This is a genomic window from Dechloromonas sp. ARDL1, from assembly GCF_051122455.1.
GTDB lineage: Bacteria > Pseudomonadota > Gammaproteobacteria > Burkholderiales > Rhodocyclaceae > Azonexus.
Genome location: NZ_CP168939.1, coordinates 1,856,408 through 1,877,842 on the forward strand (window position 1 = coordinate 1,856,408; position 21,435 = coordinate 1,877,842).

General features: G+C 61.6%; 14 protein-coding genes. All 14 read right to left on the reverse strand.

The features are described 5' to 3' along the window. Positions 1 to 284 precede the first annotated feature (284 nt). Complete coding sequence (locus tag AB6Q56_RS09235; protein ID WP_434516755.1) at positions 285 to 2,081, reverse strand: acyl-CoA dehydrogenase C-terminal domain-containing protein; 1,797 nt, start codon at positions 2,079 to 2,081, stop codon at positions 285 to 287. A 25-nt stretch (positions 2,082 to 2,106) separates the two neighbouring features. Beyond that, complete coding sequence (locus AB6Q56_RS09240) at positions 2,107 to 3,054, reverse strand: NAD(P)H-dependent flavin oxidoreductase (RefSeq protein WP_434516756.1); 948 nt, start codon at positions 3,052 to 3,054, stop codon at positions 2,107 to 2,109. A 19-nt stretch (positions 3,055 to 3,073) separates the two neighbouring features. Continuing rightward, positions 3,074 to 4,732 carry a long-chain-fatty-acid--CoA ligase gene (locus AB6Q56_RS09245; RefSeq protein ID WP_434516757.1) on the reverse strand — a complete coding sequence of 553 codons (1,659 nt, stop codon included), beginning with the start codon at positions 4,730 to 4,732 and terminating at the stop codon, positions 3,074 to 3,076. A 27-nt stretch (positions 4,733 to 4,759) separates the two neighbouring features. Next, the gene (locus tag AB6Q56_RS09250) at positions 4,760 to 5,335 is read right to left on the reverse strand and encodes a chalcone isomerase family protein (RefSeq protein ID WP_434516758.1); all 576 of its coding nucleotides are present in this window, start codon (positions 5,333 to 5,335) and stop codon (positions 4,760 to 4,762) included. Further along, a complete protein-coding gene (locus AB6Q56_RS09255; RefSeq protein WP_434516759.1) occupies positions 5,332 to 5,790 on the reverse strand; it encodes a DUF4442 domain-containing protein in 459 nt (152 codons plus the stop codon). The genes AB6Q56_RS09250 and AB6Q56_RS09255 overlap by 4 nt, the downstream gene beginning before the upstream one ends. A 60-nt stretch (positions 5,791 to 5,850) precedes the next feature. Then, on the reverse strand, positions 5,851 to 7,050 hold the full coding sequence (locus AB6Q56_RS09260; protein ID WP_434516760.1) for an acetyl-CoA C-acyltransferase: 1,200 nt from the start codon (positions 7,048 to 7,050) through the stop codon (positions 5,851 to 5,853). A 22-nt stretch (positions 7,051 to 7,072) separates the two neighbouring features. Continuing rightward, complete coding sequence (locus AB6Q56_RS09265; protein ID WP_434516761.1) at positions 7,073 to 9,472, reverse strand: 3-hydroxyacyl-CoA dehydrogenase/enoyl-CoA hydratase family protein; 2,400 nt, start codon at positions 9,470 to 9,472, stop codon at positions 7,073 to 7,075. A 154-nt stretch (positions 9,473 to 9,626) separates the two neighbouring features. Further along, complete coding sequence (locus AB6Q56_RS09270) at positions 9,627 to 10,928, reverse strand: OmpP1/FadL family transporter (protein ID WP_434516762.1); 1,302 nt, start codon at positions 10,926 to 10,928, stop codon at positions 9,627 to 9,629. Positions 10,929 to 11,056: 128 nt separating this feature from the next. Continuing rightward, a complete protein-coding gene (locus AB6Q56_RS09275) occupies positions 11,057 to 12,973 on the reverse strand; it encodes a 3-hydroxyacyl-CoA dehydrogenase NAD-binding domain-containing protein (protein WP_434516763.1) in 1,917 nt (638 codons plus the stop codon). 11 nt (positions 12,974 to 12,984) lie between these two features. After that, a complete protein-coding gene (locus AB6Q56_RS09280; protein WP_434516764.1) occupies positions 12,985 to 13,929 on the reverse strand; it encodes a DegV family protein in 945 nt (314 codons plus the stop codon). Between the two features lies 1 nt (position 13,930). Further along, on the reverse strand, positions 13,931 to 15,217 hold the full coding sequence (locus AB6Q56_RS09285; RefSeq protein WP_434516765.1) for an acetyl-CoA C-acetyltransferase: 1,287 nt from the start codon (positions 15,215 to 15,217) through the stop codon (positions 13,931 to 13,933). 1 nt (position 15,218) lies between these two features. Next, positions 15,219 to 17,552, reverse strand: a complete 2,334-nt coding sequence (locus tag AB6Q56_RS09290; protein ID WP_434517147.1) for an acyl-CoA dehydrogenase — start codon at positions 17,550 to 17,552, stop codon at positions 15,219 to 15,221. Between the two features lie 54 nt (positions 17,553 to 17,606). Then, positions 17,607 to 18,293 (reverse strand): TetR/AcrR family transcriptional regulator, encoded by a 687-nt coding sequence (locus AB6Q56_RS09295; RefSeq protein ID WP_434516766.1) that lies wholly within the window; start codon positions 18,291 to 18,293, stop codon positions 17,607 to 17,609. A 77-nt stretch (positions 18,294 to 18,370) separates the two neighbouring features. Next, complete coding sequence (locus tag AB6Q56_RS09300; protein ID WP_434517148.1) at positions 18,371 to 21,394, reverse strand: bifunctional diguanylate cyclase/phosphodiesterase; 3,024 nt, start codon at positions 21,392 to 21,394, stop codon at positions 18,371 to 18,373. Positions 21,395 to 21,435: the final 41 nt, after the last annotated feature.

The following is a 21,435-nucleotide window of genomic DNA, read 5'->3' on the forward strand; positions in this document are numbered from 1 at the left end:
AACGCCGTCCGGCAGCCCGCCCAAAACAAGCACAGCCGATGGCTCTTGCGCCGCAATCGGGGCATCTTCCCGGGTGAGCAGATCGCCGCACAGCGGGAATTAGTCGCCGCCAACATCCATTTGGCAAGAGCCCTCGAAAGCGTCGGTATCACGATCACGCCGCCCTCAGCGGGCAGGCGCAACGAGCCAAAAAAAGGGGGCCAAAGGCCCCCAATGGTTTGACGCGTGAGACCTGTTGCCAGGGGATTTCGCTTTGCCAAACCCGCAGAGAAGATTATTGATGCTCAGAACAGTTCGTCACCCGACATGCCAGCAATCGCTGCGTCGCCTGCCTTGACGGTTTCTGCGTAAGCCGCTGCCTGAGGCAGCATCTGGTCGGCGTAGAAGCGTGCGGTGGCCAGCTTGGCGCGGTAGAAGGCTTGATCGCCTTCGCCCTTGTCGAGATAACCAGCAGCAGCCAATGCGGCCTTGCCCATGAACCAGCCGCCGCATACCGTGACGGCGAGGTGAAGGTAAGGCACGGCCGCGGTGAGTACGCCGCCGAGACCGGTTTTGGCATTGGCAGCCAGCCATTCGGTGGCGTCAGTCCAGGCCTTGAGGGCGGCCCCGAGTTTTTGACCGATGGCCATCAGTTCCGGCTTGCCGGATGCGCCCAGTGCCTTCGCCGTGGCGTACACCTCGCCAAAGACGACTTTGGCGGTGGCGCCCTGGTCGCGCATCAGCTTGCGGAACAGCAAATCGTTGGCCTGGATGCCGGTGGTGCCTTCGTAGATGGTGGTGATCCGCGAATCGCGCCAGTGCTGCGCGGCGCCGGTTTCCTCGATGAAGCCCATGCCGCCGTGAATCTGCACGCCGAGTGAGGTGACGTCGATACCCATTTCCGTGCCGCCGCCCTTGACGATAGGGATCATGAACTCAGCGAGCCACAACTGGCGCTTGCCTTCTTCGCTATGGCCGGCGGCATGTGCCCGGTCGAGCAGGCCCGAGGTGTAGTAGGCCATGGCGCGGCAGGCCTCGACGCGGCACTTCATCAGCATCAGCATGCGGCGGATGTCGGGGTGCTTGTCGATACTGACCAGCGCTTCGCCAGTCAGCGCGTCGCGCCCTTGCTTGCGTTCGCGGGCATACGCGAGCGCCTGCTGGTAGGCGCGTTCGCCGAGGGCGATGCCTTGCAGGCCGACGCCGAGACGGGCTTCGTTCATCATGATGAACATGTATTCGAGGCCGCGGTTCGGCTCACCGAGCAGGTAGCCGACGGCGCCGCCATTGTCGCCATAGGCCATGACGCAGGTCGGGCTGGCGTGGATGCCGAGCTTGTGTTCGATGGAAACGCAATGGGCATCATTGCGCGCGCCGAGCGAACCGTCGGCATTGACCAGGAATTTCGGCACCAGGAACATCGAGATGCCCTTCACACCGGCCGGTGCATCGGGCAGGCGGGCGAGCACGAGGTGGACGATGTTGTCCGTCATGTCGTGGTCGCCGTAGGTGATGAAGATCTTCTGGCCGAAAACCTTGTAGCTGCCATCGGCCTGCGGCTCGGCGCGCGAGCGGATCAGCGCCAGGTCGGAACCGGCCTGCGGCTCGGTCAGGTTCATCGTGCCGGTCCATTCGCCGGTCACCATCTTTTCGAGGAAAGTGGCCTTCAGTTCGTCGCTGGCGCAGGTGAGCAAGGCTTCGACAGCCCCGGTGGTCAGCAAGGGGCCGAGCGAGAAGGACAGGTTGGCCGAGCAGACCATTTCCTTGACGGCAACGCCCAACGAGTCCGGCAAGCCCTGACCGCCAAATTCGGCAGGCGACGAAATGCCGTTCCAGCCGGCTTCACGGAATGCCTTGTAGGCCTCCTTCCAGCCCGGCGGCGTAGTGACGCCATTCGGGGTCAGCTTGCAGCCTTCCTTGTCGCCGATGCGGTTGAGCGGGGCCAGCACTTCGCCCGCAAATTTTGCTGCCTCATCCAGCACGGCGTCGGCGAGATCGGGAGTTGCCTCCTCGAAACCGGCGATCTGGCTCAATTCCTTGAAACCGGCCAGTTCGTCCATCACGAAGCGCATGTCTTTCACCGGGGCGCGATAGTCACTCATTGCTGCTGTCTCCTGGGTTTATTGTTCAGAACGGATTGCTGCACAGCGCCGCCTTGGCGCTGCGGTATTCCTGTTTCAGGCGGGCGACCAGTTCGGCAGTGTGCAGCACCTCGTCGATGGTGCCGACGCCTTGCCCGGCGCCCCAGATGTCTTTCCACGCCTTGGCGTCGCGGCTGCCGCCGAAACTCATCGACGTCTTGTCCTTCTCCGGCAGGTTGGCCGGATCGAGACCGGCGGCGACGATGCTCTTCATCAGGTAGTTGCCGTGCACCCCGGTGAAATACGGGGTGTAGACGACATCCTTGGCCGCCGAATCGAGGATGGCCTGCTTGTACGCTTCGACCGCGTTGGCCTCGGTCGTCGCGATGAAGCGCGTGCCGATGTAGGCGAAATCGGCGCCCATGGCCTGTGCGGCAAGAATGGCCTGGCCGTTGGTAATGGAACCGGACAGGGCAATCGGGCCATCGTAGAACTTGCGGATTTCGCCGACCAGTGCGAAGGGGCTGAGCGTGCCAGCATGGCCACCGGCGCCGGCACAGACCAGGATCAGGCCGTCAACGCCGGCTTCCAGTGCCTTTTCGGCATGGCGGACGCTGATCACGTCGTGAAAGACCTTGCCGCCGTAGGCATGCACGTGCGGCACGATCTGCGTCGGCGCCGACAGGCTGGTGATGATCAGCGGCACCTGGTGCTTCACGCACAGCGCCATGTCATGCTCCAGGCGCTCGTTGGAGGGGTGGATGATCTGGTTGACGGCGAACGGCGCGGCGTTCGGATCGGTGGCCAGTTCGGCCTTGATCCGCGTCAGCCAGTCGTCGAGCAGTTCCTTGGGCCGGGCGTTGAGCGCCGGGAAGGAGCCGATCAGGCCTGCCTTGCATTGGGCGATGACCAGATCGGGATTGGAGATGATGAACATCGGCGCGCAGATGGCGGGCAGCGACAGGTTCTTGTTCAGTGCGGCTGGAATAGGCATTACGGATGCTCCTTGGGCATTACGCCCCCTCTTTCAATGCGCGACGCAGGATCTTGCCGACGTTGGTACGCGGCAGGTCGTCACGGAATTCGACATGTTTCGGCACCTTGTAGCCGGTCAGCTGCTTGCGGCAATGGTCGATCAGTTCCTTTTCGGTCACCCGCGGGTCCTTGCGGACGACGAAGATTTTCACCGCCTCGCCGGAATGCTCGTCGGCAACGCCGATGGCCGCCACGTCCATAACCCCCGGATGCATGGCCACGGCCTCCTCGACCTCGTTCGGATAGACGTTGAAGCCGGAGACCAGGATCATGTCCTTCTTGCGATCGACCAGGAAAACGAAACCTTTCTTGTCGATATAGCCCATGTCGCCGGTACGCAGAAAGCGGTCGGGGTAGAAAACCAGCGCGGTTTCGTCCGGCCGCTGCCAGTAGCCCTTCATCACCTGCGGGCCGCGCACGCAGATTTCGCCAACCTGGCCTTGCGGTACCTCGTTGCCGTTGTCGTCGCGAATCGCGACTTCGGTCGACGAAATCGGCAGGCCGATGGCGCCGTTGAATTCGCGCATGTCCAGCGGGTTGATGGTTGCTGCCGGCGAGGTTTCGGTCAGGCCGTAGGCTTGCAGCAAGGGGGTTCCGGTCACCTTCAGCCATTTCTCGGCCACCGGCCCCTGCACTGCCATGCCGCCGCCCAGCGTAACCCGCATGGTCGAGAAATCGAGCTTGGCGAATTCCGGATTGTTGAGCAGGGCGTTGAACAGGGTATTGACGCCTGTCACCACGGTCACCGGATACTTGCCCCACTCCTTGACGAAGCCCGGAATGTCGCGTGGATTGGCGATCAACAGGTTGCGTGCGCCGATCATCAGGAAGGTCAGGCAGTTCGCGGTCAGCGCGAAGATGTGATACAGCGGCAGCGCGGTGATGATGAATTCCTGACCTTCGCGCACGACGGGCTTGATCCAGTTATAGGCCTGGGTGACGTTGGCGGCGATGTTGGCATGCGTCAGCATCGCGCCCTTGGAAACACCCGTGGTACCGCCGGTGTACTGCAGGAATGCAATGTCGTCCTGGGTCAGCGCAACCGGCTTCCAGCCGTGACTGCGACCGATGGCCAGGGCACTGTTGAAGCCGCTCGCCGCCGGGATCCTCCAAGCCGGCACCAGTTTCTTGACATGGCGGACCACGAAATTGACGAGCACGCCCTTGAAACCCAGCATTTCGCCCATCGGCGTGACAATTATGTGTTTGACCGCCGTATGGGCCAGCACCTGCTCCAGCGTATGGGCGAAGTTCTCGACGATGACGATGGCGGTGGCCCCCGAATCCTTGAGTTGGTGCTCCAGTTCGCGCGGTGTGTACAAGGGGTTGCAATTCACCACCACGCACCCGGCACGCAACGTGCCGAATAGCGCGACGGGATACTGCAGCAGATTGGGCATCATCAGCGCGACACGATCCCCCTTCTTGAACCCCTTGGCCTGCAGCCAGCCGGCAAATGCCTGGCTTTCCTCGTCCAGCTGGCGATAGGTCATTTCCTTGCCCATGCTGATATAGGCAACCTTGTCCGCGTAGGTCGTGCAAGCCTTCTCGAACAAGGCAACCAGCGATGGAATGTGGTCGATGTCGATTTCCGACGGGACACCGTTCGGATAGCTTTGTAGCCAGATTTTTTCCATTTTTGTCTCCTCCTACGTACGTCAGCGTTAGCTGCCCAGCAGCGACTTCTTCAGCGAGGCATCGGCCGGCTTGTCGCCCAACCAGACCTTGAGCAGCGCCTTGGCAAAACCGGCGCCGGCAACCTTGCCGCGAGACTCTCCATTCTGGCTGACCGCCACGCCTTCCGTCGAGAAATCGATGGCGATGACGTCTCCTTCGCGTACCTTGCCGATGGACTTCATGATGCCGGCCAGCTGATCCGCCTGCACCTTCATGTCGGCCATTTCGGCTGTCGTGTGGTTGTTCTTCAGGCCTTCGTCGAGCGCCGAATGCAGCGAATCGGCGTCCAGGTCGCGGAGCAAGCGCAGCACCATCCGGCGCGGCCCCGTATTGTCGAAGATCGCCGCCGGGGTGCTGGACTTTTGCCCCACATAGAGGGCGCCGACGTAGACCTTGATGAACAGCTTGCTGCGCAGTCCGGCACCGTTGAGCACCAGCTCGCTGTTGCCGACTTGCAGCCTGTCATCCACCCTGACGCCCGCCACTTCGGCCGCATGCAAGCCGGGAACGGCCATCAAGGCGGCAATCAGCGCTGCCCGCCGAACACATGTCGATGTAATCACGTTTTGTCTCCTCCACCGCTCTTTTGGCGGTAGTAATGTTTATCGGCAATATAGACCGTTCGTTCAACCACGGTATGCACCGTGCCACTGCTATCCTTCAACTCCACCTGAAACGTTCGCTCCAGTTCCGGCGTTGTGGCGAGCTGGGCGCGGATGTCGGCCAATTCGCCATCGCTCAGCACGAAATCCGCATACAGCGCCGAAAAACCCGGCTTGCGGTAACGGATGCTCGCCGCCTTGTCCCACACGATGTAGCCGTCACCCAGCGCTGCCATCAGCATCATGGGGTGTGCGCCATCGGTGATCGCGAACAACGAACCGCCATACAGCGAGCCGACGATGTTCTTCGTCTTCCAGTTGAGCGGCAAACGCACCCGGATGTGGCGCAAATCCTGCGCCACATGGATCACCCGGCCGCCCGTGCCGCGGAAGGCCGGATGGAAGTTGAACCCCATCCGCACCATCCGCGCCCGCCACGATGGCGGGAGTTTGGCTAGCCAAGCCGGTTTCACGCCCTACAGCGCCTCGATGATGCCGGCGGCGCCCATGCCGGTGCCGATACACATCGAGACCATGCCGTACTTGCCGCCGGTGCGCTTCAGACCGTGGACCAGCGTGGCGATACGAATGGCACCCGTCGCGCCGAGCGGGTGGCCGAGGGCGATGGCGCCGCCCAGCGGATTGACCTTCTCCGGATTGAGGCCAAGTTCCTGCATCACGGCCAGCGACTGGGCTGCGAAGGCTTCATTCAGCTCGATCCAATCGAGGTCATCCTGTTTGATACCCACTTGCGCCAGCACCTTCGGAATCGCCGCGATCGGACCGATCCCCATGATTTCAGGGGCAACGCCGCCGACCGCATAACCGGCGAAGCGGGCCAGCGGCGTCAGGTTGTGTTCGCGCAGGATCTTCTCCGAGACCAGCATCACGGCACCGGCCCCATCCGACATCTGCGACGAGTTGCCGGCGGTGACCGAACCACGGGCATGGAAGACCGGCTTCAGCTTGGCCAGTTTTTCCAGCGAGGCATCGGCACGCGGGCCTTCGTCGAACTCGACGGTGCGCTCGCGCAGCTTGATCTGGCCGCTCTTCAGGTCGGGCAGGCTCTCGCGAATCGCGTAGGGCGTCGTCTCGGCGTTGAAATGGCCGGCGGCAATCGCGGCACAGGCCTTCTGGTTGGACGCCAGCGCGAAGGCATCCTGCGCCTCGCGACTGATCTTCCACTGCTGCGCGACCTTCTCGGCGGTCAGGCCCATGCCGTAGGCGATGCCGAGGTTTTCCTCCTTGGCGAAGATGGCCGGGTTCATCGACATCTTGTTGCCCATGATCTGCGGCATCACCGACATCGACTCGGTGCCCGCGGCGATCATCACGTCGGCCTGACCGAGGCGGATCAGGTTGGCGGCATCGGACACCGCCTGCACCCCGGAAGAGCAGAAACGGTTGATGGTGATGCCCGGCACGGTGATCGGCAGGCCGGCCAGCAGCGCGCCGATACGGGCGACGTTCATGCCCTGCTCGGCTTCCGGCATGGCGCAGCCGACGATGACGTCGCCGATCAGCGCCGGATCGACACCGGGCACCTGGGCGACGACCGCTTTGATGACGGCCGCCAGCATGTCGTCCGGACGGACGTTCTTGAACATACCGTTGCGCTTGGCGACCGGCAGGCGGGTGGCGGCGACGATATAGGCGTCTTGAATCTGTTTGCTCATGGTTATATGTCTCCTGACCCGATTAATTGCGAAGGGGCTTGCCGGTTTCGAGCATGTGCTTGATCCGGGCCTGGGTTTCGGGGGTCTTCAGCAATTCGACGAACAGCTGGCGCTCAACGGTGATCAGCCATTCCTCATCGACCAGGCTGCCGGTCTCGATCTCGCCGCCGCACAGGGCGATGGCGGCCGACTTGGCGACCTTGTAGTCGTGGGCCGAGATCATGCCGCCCTCCTTCATGTTGACCAGCATCATCTCGAAGGTGGCGATGCCGTTCTTGCCGGCAACCGGAATACCACGCGCCATTTGCGGCGGTGCGTAGCCGGCATCGGCCATGGCACGCGCTTCCCTGATCGCTACCCACAGCAGTTCGTTGGCGTTGAACAGGATGGTGTCCGACGGCTTGGCAAAGCCGAAATCGACAGCTTCCTGCGCGCTCTTGGCGACCTTGGCCATGGCGATGGTCTGGAATACCGGCTGCAGGTAGTTGAACACCTCGCCCGGCGTTGCCGACTGGGCGGCCCAGTCGGCCGCACGCACGGCAAACTCCTTGCAGCCGCCGCCAGCCGGAATCAGGCCGACACCGGCTTCGACCAGACCGATATAGCTTTCCAGCGCCATCACGCGCTTGCCGGCATGCATGACAAACTCGCAGCCGCCACCCAGGGCCATGCCCTGAACCGCCGTCACCACCGGCACCTGTGCGTACTTCAATGTCTGCGAGGCGCGCTGGAATTTCTCGACGGTTTGCTCAAGCAGCTCGAATTGCCCGGCGGCAATGGCTTCGGAAACCTGCTGCAGATTGGCACCGACGGCGAACGGTGCCTCATGCCAGACAACGACACCATCCAGCGTCCCTTCGGCCTGACGTACTGCGGCGATGACGCCATCCAGCACTTCGTCGCCGATGGTATGCATCTTGGACTTGATCGACAAAATACCGATGCCGCCATCGACCGCCGGCAGTTTCCACAAACGGACGCCATCGTTCTCGTACAAGGTCTCACCGGACTTTTCCGGGGTGGCTGCTGTTTCGCCGAGCACGTGCTCGGGGAACAACTGGCGCTGGTAGACAGGCAGCGTGGAGCGCGGCACATAGGCCTTCTTGCTCGCCGAGTAGGAACCTTCGGCAGCATGCACACCCGTGCGCCCCGCCTCCAGCACCCAGGTCGGCAGCGCAACGGCACTCATGGCCTTGCCGGCGGCGATGTCTGCGGCGATGGCCTGGGCGGTATCAGCCCAGCCGGCAGCTTGCCAGGTTTCGAACGGCCCCTGCGCCCAGCCGAAACCCCAGCGCATGGCCAGATCGAGGTCGCGGGCGTTATCGGCAACGCTTTCCAGCTGCACGGCGGCATAGTGGAAGATGTCGCGGAAGATGGCCCACAGGAACTGCGCCTGCGGATGGGAAGACGCCCGCAGCGCGGCGAATTTCTCGGCCGGGTTGCGCATTTTCAGGATGGCACCGACTTCCTCGGCGATCTCACCCGCCGACTTGCGGTAATCCTGGGCAGCCAGATCGAGCACCTGGATTTCCTTGCCCTGCTTGCGGAAGATGCCGCAACGCGTCTTCTGGCCGAGCGCCCCCTGGGCGATCAAGGCCTGCAACCAGGCCGGATTGGTGAAATAGGCATGCCACGGGTCGTTGGGCAGCGTGTCCTGCATCGTCTTGACAACGTGAGCCAGTGTATCGAGGCCGACGACATCCGCCGTGCGGTAGGTTGCGCTCTTCGGGCGGCCGATCTTCGGGCCGGTCAGCGCATCGACTTCGTCGAAACCGAGGCCAAAGGCCTGGGTGTGATGCATGACGGCGAGGATCGAGAAGACGCCGATGCGGTTGGCGACGAAGTTCGGGGTATCGAGGGCGCGGATGACGCCCTTGCCCAGGCGCGAGGTCAGCCAGGTTTCCAGCGCATCCAGGGTGCCAGCATCGGTGCTCTGCGTACCGATGATTTCGACCAGGTGCATGTAGCGCGGCGGATTGAAGAAGTGAATGCCGCAGAAGCGCGGGCGAACGCTCTCCGGCAGCCCTTGGGCCAGCGCATTCATCGACAGGCCGGAGGTATTGGAGGCGACGATAGCGTTCGGCGCGATATGCGGCGCGATCTTCGCATAGAGGTCGTTTTTCCAGTCCATGCGCTCGGCAATGGCTTCGATGATCAGATCGCAACCAGCCAGTTGCGCCAGGTGTTCATCGTAGTTGGCGGCGTCAATGAACTTGAGCTTGCCCTTGCTGGACAACGGCGCCGGGTCCAGCTTCTTCAGGCCGTCCAGCGCTTTCTTGACGATCCCGTTTTTGTCTCCATCCTTCGCCGGCAGGTCAAACAGCACGACCGGCACATCGGCATTCGCCAGATGGGCCGCGATTTGGGCACCCATCACGCCGGCGCCAAGCACGGCGGCTTTCTTCACGATCAGCTTGTTCAAGCGTTTCTCCTTTGGTCTCGTTCTAAGGCTTCGTAAATAAAACGAACGTTTGAATTATAGACAAGCCGACCCAGTGGTCAACTGCTTTGCCGAAAAAAGACAAAAAAATCCCCGGACCAGCCGGGGACTAAATTCACGCAAGGTTCTTTTCGAATCAGAAGGAATAATTCAACTGGAGCGACAGGTAATCGACCGAGGTGTCGAACTTGCCCCGGACGGTTTGCACAACCGGCGTTTCAGCCGTAGTGCCGTAAACCTGGCGGGCCGTGCGGGCTTCCTTCACGAAAATATGGGCATAGCCGATATCGAGCGATGCCTGCGGCGAAATCTTCCACTTCGCACCCAGCGACAGCCAAGTACGATCCTGGTCAGGCACGGTCATCGTGCGGGATGCATCGTCAGGAACGGCGCCCTTGTCGAAGGCAACGCCCATTCGCAGCATCCACTGTTCGTTCAATTGGTAAGTGCTACCCAGACCGACCCGATAAGTGTCCCTGAAGTTGTAGCGAAGCGGCGCTACGGCGCGGGTGCCATCCGAGTAGACCGGTTCGAGCTTCTGAAGCTTACTCCAGCCCGTCCAGGTATAGTCGGCAAGGACAGCCCACTTGTCGTTAACCTGATGGCGGAGCGCCAGGGAGGCTGTATCCGGTGTCGTCAAGTCGGCAAATATGCTGCGGGTCGCTTGTCCCGTCTGAGTTTTATCGCCTTCGAGATCGAACTTGATCTTGGAACGATAGCTCAGGCCCACGCGCGTATCTTTCGTGATCTGGTACATCGCCCCAAGGTTGTATCCCCAGCCGGTCGCATCGCCCTTCAGGGTGCCGGAACCATCTGCCAGACCGGCTCTCGGCACCGCCTGATTGAATTCAACGTCGGCCTTGGCGTAATTGATACCGAACGCTACCGACAGTGCATCGTTCACCTTGTAGGCAACCGAAGGGTTGACGTTGACGATCCGGATTTTGGTTCTCAAACCGGAATAACGGCCGACAAAATCCTTGTCGTACTCGGTCTCATCCGCAAAAGTCGGATTGACAGCAAGACCGAGACGCCACTGCGGTGCCAACGCATAGGTATAGTAGAAAGCAGGAACTGCGTGCAACCCACCGCCATTTCCACCATCATCACCAACTGGCTTCCCCAATCCAGTTGCATAGAACGGCGGGTTACCCGGGTTATTGAGATAGCCACCGGTTCCCTCGTTGGTAAAGCGGGTGCTGCGATTCAACAGCGTCGTGGCGAAGCTGATGTTGTGCCCTTGGGACAGATAGGTCATCCCGGCCGGGTTGTAATACAGGGTGCTGCTATCTTCCGCGGCGGCGGCGGCACCGGCATTCGCCATACCGACCCCGGAGGCACTCTGTCCGGTCAGCTGAAAGGCAGCCGCGAAGGCGCCCCCCGAAAACGAAACTGCAAGCAGCGCGGGAATCAGGCGCATGGTGATTCTTTTTTGCATCAGTATGTCTCCTGTTGTGATTGTGTGGGGAACTGGCCCCGGTTTGGTGAATCAATTAAAACTCAAACAGACGTTTGAAATTCCGTTTGATCAAACAAAAATTTGCGTCTTGTTGCGATTTGGCAACATCACCCGAGCAATGCCGCGCGATAGTTCAGCGGACCGCCGGTGAAGGGAGCAAACCCGGTACCAAAGATGACGCCACCATCGGCCAGGTCGCGGTCGGCAACCACACCGTCGGCAACCAGTTGCTCGACGCGGTCGACCAGCGGCTTGACCAGTCTTTCCGCCAGTCCGTCAGGCACCGCGCCAGCGCTACCCTTGGCGGCCTTGCCGGATGACCAGTCGTAAAAGCCCTGCCCCGATTTCTTGCCGAGCATGTTCTTTTCAACGCGACTGAGCAGGCATTTCGGTGCTTCGGCACCACCCGCCAGTTGCTTGCCGGCAGCCATGGCAATATCCAGGCCGACCGTATCGACCAGTTCGATCGGCCCCATCGGCATACCGAAGGCAAGCATGGCTTCGTCGACCGTTTCCGGCGAGATGCCCTCGTCGACCGCACGCATGGCAGCCAGCATGTACGGCGCAAGCACGGCATTGACCAGGAAACCGGGCGCGCTCTTGACCGGCAGCGGCAGCTTGTCGATCTGTTTGACGAAGGCGCAGGCTGCCAGCAGCGCCGCCGGATCGCCCCCCTCGGCTTCGACGACTTCAACCAGCGGCATCATGGATACCGGGTTGAAGAAGTGGATGCCGACCAGTCGCTCCGGTCTGGCGAGCACGGTACGCAGATCCTCCAGCTTGAGGCTCGAGGTATTGGTGGCGAGCACGGCCTGCGGCTTCATGCGCGGCTCGATGGCGCGGAACAGGGCATGCTTAGCTTCGACATTCTCGAAAATGGCCTCGATGATCACGTCGGCATGCGGAACGCCATCACCTTGCGGGTCGGGGATCAGCCGGTCGAAGGCGGCGCGGATCTTCAGCGGTTCGCGCAGCTTTTTGGCGAACAGGGCATGGGCGCGCTTCAAGGCCGGCGAGATGCGTTCCAGCGTCTGGTCCTGCAGCGTCACGGTCATGCCGCGCAGGGCGCACCAGGCAGCGATGTCGCCGCCCATGACGCCGGCGCCGATCACATGAACGCGCTTCGCCTTGAAGTTCGAATCCTTGCCAAAGCCCTTCATCCGCTCCTGCAAATGGAAAACGCGAACAAGGTTGCGGGCCGTCGGCGAGGAAATGATGCGGTCGATGACCTCTGGAGCAGCCAGCGCATTGCCATTGTGTTTTTGCCACAAATCGATGATGGCATAGGGCGCGGGGTAGTGCTGCGGCCGCGCCTTTTTGGCGACCTGCTTGCGCGCTCCGTTGGCGACGACGCCCTTCAAGGGCCCGTTCATCAACCGCTGCATCAGCGGCAGCGGCCGGCGCGGCTGTCCGGAAAGCAGCAACTGGCGCGCCGCCGGCTCCATCACGCGCGGCGGAACGCAGTCGTCGGCCAGCCCCATTTTCTTCGCCCGCTTGGCGTCGATGGTCTTGCCGGTCAGCATCATGTCCAGCGCCGCAGCCGGACCGACCCGCTGCGGCAGGCGCAGCATGCCGCCCCAGCCGGGGAAGATGCCGAGCATCACTTCCGGCAGGCCCATCTTGGTGCCGGATTCGTCAACCGCCAGCAGGTAGCGGCAGGCCAGAGCCAGTTCCAGGCCACCGCCCAGGCAGTGACCGCGCACCAGCGCCAGGGTCGGATACTTGACCGCTTCGAGGCGATTGAACAGCCCCCAGCCGCGCTCGACCAGCGTCCGCCCCTTTTCCGGGGTGTCGAGTTGGGAGAATTCGCTGATATCGGCCCCGGCGATGAAACCGGCCTCCTTGCCGGAACGGATGATCAGCCCCTTGGGCGGATAAACGTCCAGCTGATCGAGAATGGACGAAAACTCGCTGAGCACGTCGGCCGACAGCGAATTGGCGGACTCGCCCGCCTTGTCCAGGATTGCCGTCGCGATGCCTTGCGCATCGACCGCCAGCGTCCAGTGTTGAAGATTCACATTCATTGCATTTGTCCTTAGTGGGCGCGATGGCCCTTCGCGGCGAAGGCCAGCGAAAGGGCACCCGGCCCGACATTGACGGCCGCCGTCTTGCTCATCGGCGACACCAGAATTTGCACCCCGTTATCCTCCGCAGCCTTGGCGAAGCGGGCATAACCGGGAAAACGCCCGACGACCGACGGCGAACCGCCGTAGCTGAGACAGACGTTCGGCGCATCCAGCCCCTCCTGGATGCGCTGCACGGCCCGGTCGAACAACTGCTCGACGCCCGCCTCGAAACCACGCACCTTGTCGACCGTGGTCGTCACGTCGCGATGACAGTGCAGGATGGGCTTGACATCCAGCCAGGAGCCGAGCGTGTAGGAGCCCCAGCTCAGGCTGGTATCGCCCTTCTTGGATGCCCGCTTGTAGATATGGAACAAGTCGGCCGGCACCAGGTAGGTATGCGTTTCATCAATCAGGAATTTCAGGCGGGAACCGATTTCGCTGGGCAAGCCGCCCTGGCGGATGAGGCGTACGGCCTCCGCGACCGGCACGGCCTGTCCGGTGAACAGATTGCGCGTCGAGAACACGGCCAGCCCGAAGCGCTCCTCCATACCCGCCTCGCGGCGAATGGCCTTGTATTTGCTCAGGATGGCGCGTGAAGCCTGCATCGCGTGGTCGAAGATCGGGCTGCGCGTGCTGGTGATGGTCAGGCAAAACACGTAGTCGTAATCGAGGACCAGCCGCTCGAGGAAGAGGCTTTCGATCTGCGATACCGAATACGGAATCGACTCGGCGAAATCCTCGCTTTTCCGATCCAGATGGCGACCGTAAAAAGCCAGCGTTTCATCCGGATGGCGGCGATCTTCGACCAGGGCATCGCCGATGCGCAGGGTGATCGGCATGACCAATATGCCGTGCTGGTCGAGGAACTCGCGCGGCAGGTCGCACGCCGAGTCCACCACGATACCGATGCGCATCTTAGTTCAGGCTTTCGACCAGCATGGCGCCGCCCAGGCCGCCGCCGATACAAATCGTCGCGACGCCCCGTTTCGCCTTGTTCCGGTGCAGCACGTGCAGCAGGTGGAGGACGATGCGCGCCCCCGAAGCACCGACCGGATGGCCGATCGAAACCGCACCACCATCAACGTTGAGACGGTCGTCGGCAATACCGCCGAAAGCCCCCTCAAGGCCTAACTGCTCGCGGCAGTAGGTTTCGTCCTTCCAGGCAGCCTGGCAACCGAGCACCTGTGCCGCGAAGGCCTCGTTGAGCTCCCAATAATCCACATCGGCCAACGTCAAGCCGTGGCGCTGCAGGATGGGCGTCGAAGCATGCACCGGGCCGAGGCCCATCTGCTCCGGCTCCAGACCGGACCACTGGCTATCGACAATCTTGCCAAGCGGCTTGAGGCCCCATTTCTGGACCGCCTCTTCCGAAGCGAGCAGCACCCAGGCGGCCCCGTCAGTGATCTGCGAACTGTTGGCGGCGGTGATGTTGCCGTATTTCTTGTCAAAGAAAGGCTTGAGCTTGGCCATGCCGGTCATGCTAGCATCGGCGCGCACGCCATCGTCTTCGGCGTAGACCTTGCCCTGCGCATCCACCACCGGCACGATTTCGGCGAAGTTGCCCGCCGCGCGAGCGGCTAGCGCGCGTTGGTGGCTGCGCACGGCAAATTCATCCATCTGCCGGCGGTCGATGCCGAAGCGCCAAGCGAGGTTTTCTGCCGTCTGGCCCATCAACAGCCCGACCACTGGATCGGTCAGGCCCTTCATCAGGCCGATGACCGGCGTCAGCAAGGCTGCCGGGCGCAGCTTCAGGAAATGCTGCAGCTTCTGGCCTGCCGTACGCAGCGACATCATGCCGGCGAACCAGCGCACCATCGCATCCGAATAGAGCAGCGGCGCGCGCGACAGCGCATCGACACCGCCGGCCAGCACCAGCTCGGAACGCCCGCACTGGATGTTGGCGATGGCCGAATCAATGGCCTGCATGCCGGAGGCGCAGTTGCGCATCACCGTCCAGCCCGGCACTTTCTTGCCGCAGCCCAGGCGCAGGGCGACCATGCGGCCGATATTGGTCTCGTCCGGCGACGGCGCGGCGCAACCGAGAATCACCTCGTCCAGGTCGCTCGGCGCGAAGGGCTGGCGCAGCAGCAGCGCCCGGCCGGCCTGGGTGGCAAGGTCGGAAGCCGCGAACGGCCCCGGTCCTTTCTGCGCTTTCAGGAACGGCGTGCGGGCACCGTCCACCACGTAGATGGTCTTGCTCATGTCAGGCGGCCATCCGGTCATCTACCGGCTTGTTGGCGGTGGCGACGTTGTAGTCGAACGGGAAGTCGTCGACATGGACGACGATGTCGCGCAGGTGATTGCGGCGCTTCATGATCTCGTATTCGGCTGCCGTGATCACCCCCGCTTCAAAGGCGACGATGGCGATGTCGCGGACATTGGCCTGCGGGTTGTTGTCGAAACGGCCATCCTTCTCGGCAGCGCGGATCTTGGCTTCGATCGGCTCGGCTTCCAGCGTCGCCTTGAGGGCCAGTTCGATGGCGCCGACCGGCTCCTTCTCAACCAGCGGCAGATAGCATTCGGCGGTGAGGCGATCGCGGGTAGCGGACGGTGCGATCAGCGACTTGGCCACCTGATGGCCGACATCGTCGGACGGCACGACGTACGGATGGCCCCACGGGAAGATCGAGCGATGCAGGAAGGCGGCGATGAAGCGCACCGGGAAGTTGGCGATGACGCCATCAAACGCCTGCTGCGCCTTGTACATGGCGTCCCAGATCGCCCAATGCGCCAGTGCGGCATCTTCCTGCTTGCGACCTTCGGCTTCGTAGCGCTTCAGGGTACAGGAGATCAGGTACATCTGCGCCAGGATGTCGCCGAGGCGCGCCGACAGCTTTTCGCGACGCTTGACGCTGCCTCCCAGCACGAGCAAGGAGATATCAGCCATGAAGGCGAAGGCGGCGGAGAAACGGGTCAGCTGCTGGTAGTAGCGACGCATTTCCGGTGCCACGTCGGTATTGACGCCGGCGAAGTGCGAGCCGGTCATGCCCAGCCACAGCGCCCGGAAACCGTTCTTGATGGTGAAGCCGATATGGCCGAACAGCGCCTTGTCGAAATCGACCAGCCCCTTTTTCGCATCCGGGTTCTGCGCCGCCTGCATCTCCGGCAGCAGGTAGGGATGGCAGCGGATGGCGCCCTGCCCGAAGATGATCAGCGAGCGGGTCAGGATGTTGGCGCCCTCGACGGTGATGCCGATCGGCACCTGCTGGTAGGCGCGGCCGAGGAAGTTGTTCGGACCGAGGCAGATGCCCTTGCCGCCGATGACGTCCATGCCATCATTGACCACTTGGCGGGCACGCTCGGTAACGTGGTACTTGGCGATGGCCGAGACGACCGACGGCTTTTCGCCGAGATCGACAGCACCGGCCGTCATCTTGCGCACGGCATCCATCATGTAAGTGTAGGCGCCGATGCGGGTCAGCGCCTCCTCGACGCCCTCGAATCGGCCGACGGCCATCTTGAACTGGCTGCGGACGCGGGAATAGCCGCCGACCGCGCGCGCCGTCATCTGCGCCATGCCGGTATTCGACGACGGCAGCGAGATGGAACGACCGGCGGCCAGACACTCCATCAACATGCGCCAGCCCTGCCCCGCCATCTTCGGACCGCCGATGATGAAGTCGAGCGGCATGAAGACTTCCTTGCCGCGCGTCGGACCGTTCATGAACATGGCGTTGAGCGGGAAGTGGCGGCGACCGGTATCGACGCCCGGATGGTCGTAGGGAACCAGCGCGCAGGTAATGCCGATGTGCTTCTTGTCGCCGAGCAGGCCGTCCGGGTCGAACAGGTGGAAAGCCAGGCCGAACACCGTGCATACCGGGGCCAGCGTGATGTAGCGCTTGTCCCAGCTGACGCGCATGCCGAGCACTTCCTTGCCCTGGTAGATGCCCTTGCAGACGACGCCGGTATCCGGAATCGACGCCGCATCGGAACCGGCCCACGGACTGGTCAGCGCGAAGGCCGGCACCTCGATGCCCTTGGCCAGGCGCGGCAGGTAGTGATTCTTCTGTTCCTCGGTGCCGTAATGCAACAACAGCTCGGCCGGGCCGAGCGAGTTCGGCACCATGACCGATACCGACAGTGCGGACGAGCGCGTCGACAGCTTGGTCACGACCTGTGAGTGGGCATAAGCCGAGAATTCCAGGCCGCCGTACTTCTTCGGGATGATCATGCCGAGGAAACCCTTGTCCTTGATGTAGCGCCAGGCTTCGTTGGGCAGGTCGTACAGTTCGTGCGTCACCTTCCAGTCGTCGACCAGGCGGCAGGCTTCCTCGCATTCGTTGTCGAGGAAGGACTGCTCGGCCGGCGTCAGCTTGGGCACCGGGTAGGCGTGCAGCTTCTGCCAGTCCGGCTTGCCGCGGAACAGTTCGCCTTCCCACCAGACGGTGCCGGCTTCGAGCGCATCGCGCTCGGTGTCGGACATCTGGGGAAGCACCTTGCGGTAGGTGGCAAAAATAGGGCTGGTAACGAGCGCCCGGCGAAGCGGGCGGATGGCAACGATCAATACGATCGCCCCCAGCAGCCCCGCCAGAATCATGAAAACAGTTTGCATTGCATGTCTCCTTTTACGTCTTTTATTGGTATCGACCGCTTATTTGCTGCCGGCCGTTTCTTCCGAAAACTGGGGCAAGGGGGCGCGCAACCCGCCGAGCAGGAAGGACATCAGGCGCGGCACCAGACGGTCGAGGCGATCCGTCGAATCCTCTTCCTCGATCTGCCAGTCGGTGACCAGGCGCAGGGCATCGGTACCCGCGATGGCATAGGAGGTCGCCCCCAGCATGAAGTGAAAACGCCAGACGATTTCCGCTTTGGGAACGTCCGGCAGGGCCTTGAACAGCGCCTCCTTGTAACGATCCATCACTTCCTTGTATTCGTGGGCGAGAAACGCCCTGATAAACTCGGATGGCTCCGTCAGCGTGCGCCCCAGCAGGCGCAGGAAAGTCACCCCGCCGCGCTTCTCGTCGCCCGCCATGCGCAGCAGCGTGCCAAAGAAGCCATCGACAATCTGCGACGGCTTTAGCGGCTTGCCGTCAGCCTCGGCCTCCATCAGGTCCAATACGCGCATGCGCTCGTCGTTCAGCCAGTCGAGGCGGCGCCGGAAGACTTCCTGCATCAACGCTTCCTTGGAGCCGAAGTGATAGTTAACCGCCGCCAGATTGACGCCGGCTTCCCCGGTAATCTGGCGCATCGAGGTGCCTTCGTAACCATGGGCCATGAACAGCCGTTCGCCCGCATCGAGAATGCGTTCGCGGGTATCGCCATTACGGACTTCCGCCATGTCAACCTCCTATGATTCATACGTTCGTTTGAATCATAGGGAAAACAAAAAGGCTTGGCAAGCCTTTTTGTCACCCCTTAAGGTGTATTCCGCTGACGAATGACGTCGAGTACCTCGTTCGCCGGTAGCGGACGACTGAACAGGTAGCCCTGCACCATATCGCAGCGCAACTGCTGCAGATAATCGAGCTGAGCCTGGGTTTCCACCCCTTCGGCAACTACTTTCAGGCCCAGGCTATGTGCCAACCCGATGGTGGCATCGCAGATCACCGAACCATCGGTTCCGTTGCCGATTTCCTCGACGAAAGATCGGTCAAGCTTGAGGTGACTGATCGGGAACATGTGCAGATAACTCAACGATGAATAACCGGTACCGAAGTCATCGATCGCGATGCAGACCCCCATGGCATTCAGGAGATCGAGGATACGCACCGTTTCGGTCGGCTGCTCCATGGCTACCGATTCGGTTATCTCGAACATAAGGTCCGCGGGCTTGAGGTCATAGGCCTCCATGACCCCGCGCACAAGCAGGGGCAGGTTGCCATTGCGCATCTGCACTGCCGAGATATTGATGGCCATGCGGAAATCGGTCACCCCGGCCACCTTGAATTCGGCAAGCTGCCGGCAGGCCTCCCAGATCACCCATTCGCCCAATGGTTGAATCAGCCCTGTTTCCTCAGCCACACCAATAAAACGCATGGGCGAGAGCAGTCCTTGCTCCGGGTGTTGCCAGCGAACGAGCGCCTCCACTCCGCGTACCCGGCCCGAAAGCACGTCGATAACCGGCTGGTAATGCAGACGAAATTCCTGGTTGGCCAAGGCCTGGCGCAGGCTGTTTTCAATCTTCAGTCGATCAACGGCCGCATCATTCATCTTCTGGTCAAAGAACTGGAAGTTGTTCCGCCCGGCCATCTTGGCGTGGTACATGGCAGCATCGGCGTTCTTCATCAGTGTTTCGCCATCCGGTCCATCGGTCGGGTAGATCGCGATACCGATACTCGGCGAGGTGTAGAGATCGAATCCTTCGATTTGATAGGAGCAGCCGATATTGAATACCAGCTTCTCCGCCACCGTCGCCACCGCCGAGCTTTGCGCGACCCCGGTCAACATGATCACGAATTCGTCGCCCCCCAGGCGGGCCACCACGTCGCTGTCGCGTACGCACAACTCCAGGCGACGGGCAACCTCGATCAGCAGCAGATCGCCAATATGGTGCCCGAGGGTATCGTTGATGACCTTGAAGCGGTCGAGGTCGATGAACAGCAACGCTACCTTGGTGGCGTCACGGCGTGCTGCGGCAAGCGCCTGATCGAGATGCCCCTTCAGGCTGAAACGATTAAACAGGCCGGTCAGCACGTCGTGATGGGCAATGTGGTGCAGGCGCTCCTCGGCGGCGCGCTCCGAACTGATATCCGTGAAATGCGCCACGTAGTAGCGAACCCCACCGTCGTCGTCACGGATTACCGAGATCGACATCCATTTCGGATAAACCGCACCGTCCTTGCGCCGATCCCAAATTTCCCCCTGCCAGAAATCATGCTCCGCCAAGCTGGACCAAAGCTGGGCGTACTCTTGGCGTGTCGTTCGCCCTGCCGACAGGAAGCTGGGATTCCTCCCGATGGCTTCCGATGCCTCATATCCTGTCAGCCGGGTAAAAGCCTGATTGACTTCAACGATCCTGTTTTCGGCGTCGGTCATCAGGATCGCCTCACCGCTGTATTGAACGGCACTCGCCAACAGCAGCATCCTCGACGTCATTTCATGCTGTCCGGTGACATCCTGCGACGTACCGATGACCCTCAGCGGCGTACCGTCCTCGCCATACTCAGCCTCGCAGAATTCGAGAACGAACTTGATCCGACCATCCGGCATGACCAGGCGATGCTTCAAGGTTGCCGGCTGGCGTGATGCTATCGAATCATGCAGAACCCTGTCGACCGTCTCCCTGTCGTCCGGATGCACCTGCGCCAGAAAATCCTGATACTTTGACCATTCCGCTGCCTGTGGCAGTTCGAAGATACGGAATAACTCTTCTGAACAGCGAACCCTCATCCCCGGCAGTTCAACCTCCCAACTTCCCATTTGGGCAATACGCTGTGCCGAAGTCAGCCGCTCATCCTTCAAGCGCAGGGCTTGAGCCACCGAATGCTCACGCTGCTGAGACCGGTAGAGCGCGACAACCACGACAATCATGCCCCCGAACAAAGCACTGCCCAGCAACAAGACGAGGAGCGACCGTGCCCGCCAGCCAGCCATCACGTCCTTTTCTGCCAAACCGATCAAGACGTAGAACGGGTAGCGTTCCAGTACGCGGAGGCCATAGATTCGCCGAACCCCATCCGCCTGGGCAACAAAATCGAGCACCCCATGCCGCTCACCGCGCTGCAAATGCTTGACTACCGTATGCTCGGCATCGAGCGGACGATTTATCTCCTGTGTCCAAGGCGGATATCTGACAACCAAGGTATGCAGGTCGCTGCGGCGAACCGCAATAGCCCCATTCTCACCGAGACGCACCGAACGGAATAGCGATTCAAAATATTCCAATTCAATTGCCGCACTGATGACACCGAGAAAACCGCCACCAGGCCCGCGTACTGCGCGAGCCGCGACAATGGTCGGACGCCCCGTGATTCGCGAAGTAATGACTTCGGAAAAAACCATGCCGACATCCGGATTGATCTTCGGCTCGGTGAAATAGGAGCGATCCGCCAGATTGACGTATTCACCACCACCGGAACGGTACAGCACGTCGCCGCGAGCATCGATTACACGGAAGCCTGCCACCTCGGGAAATACATGGCGAGCGCGTTCCAAATCGGTCTCGATTCTCCGGCGGAAGCGCTCCCTGCCGGCTGCATCGTAGGCCTCACTCGATATTCTCGCAGCCAAGTCGTCCAGCGTTGCCTCGACGCGGCGCAAGGTCGAATCGAGACGCGCCTCAACCAGTTCGGACTGGCTGATCGCCACATCCCTGGCCTCGGACCAAACACTTTGATAAGCCGACCACAGCACAAACGCCAATAGAACGAAGCCACCGCCCACCAGAGAAATCAGGGCGAACCACAGATGGTACCCGGAACGGGCATTCTGCTCAGGCATTGTTTTCACTTATCAAAACTGCAGAATCGGTAAAACCCATT

Excerpts from the sequence above, each read along its gene's own strand:
- AB6Q56_RS09260 (WP_434516760.1), bottom strand. The coding sequence starts at position 7,050 with ATGAGCAAACAGATTCAAGACGCCTATATCGTCGCCGCCACCCGCCTG.
- AB6Q56_RS09235 (WP_434516755.1), bottom strand. The coding sequence starts at position 2,081 with ATGAGTGACTATCGCGCCCCGGTGAAAGACATGCGCTTCGTGATGGAC.
- AB6Q56_RS09255 (WP_434516759.1), bottom strand. The coding sequence starts at position 5,790 with ATGGGGTTCAACTTCCATCCGGCCTTCCGCGGCACGGGCGGCCGGGTG.
- AB6Q56_RS09275 (WP_434516763.1), bottom strand. The coding sequence starts at position 12,973 with ATGAATGTGAATCTTCAACACTGGACGCTGGCGGTCGATGCGCAAGGC.
- AB6Q56_RS09295 (WP_434516766.1), bottom strand. The coding sequence starts at position 18,293 with ATGGCGGAAGTCCGTAATGGCGATACCCGCGAACGCATTCTCGATGCG.
- AB6Q56_RS09280 (WP_434516764.1), bottom strand. The coding sequence starts at position 13,929 with ATGCGCATCGGTATCGTGGTGGACTCGGCGTGCGACCTGCCGCGCGAG.
- AB6Q56_RS09240 (WP_434516756.1), bottom strand. The coding sequence starts at position 3,054 with ATGCCTATTCCAGCCGCACTGAACAAGAACCTGTCGCTGCCCGCCATC.
- AB6Q56_RS09245 (WP_434516757.1), bottom strand. The coding sequence starts at position 4,732 with ATGGAAAAAATCTGGCTACAAAGCTATCCGAACGGTGTCCCGTCGGAA.
- AB6Q56_RS09300 (WP_434517148.1), bottom strand. The coding sequence starts at position 21,394 with ATGCCTGAGCAGAATGCCCGTTCCGGGTACCATCTGTGGTTCGCCCTG.
- AB6Q56_RS09270 (WP_434516762.1), bottom strand. The coding sequence starts at position 10,928 with ATGCAAAAAAGAATCACCATGCGCCTGATTCCCGCGCTGCTTGCAGTT.
- AB6Q56_RS09290 (WP_434517147.1), bottom strand. The coding sequence starts at position 17,552 with ATGATTCTGGCGGGGCTGCTGGGGGCGATCGTATTGATCGTTGCCATC.
- AB6Q56_RS09285 (WP_434516765.1), bottom strand. The coding sequence starts at position 15,217 with ATGAGCAAGACCATCTACGTGGTGGACGGTGCCCGCACGCCGTTCCTG.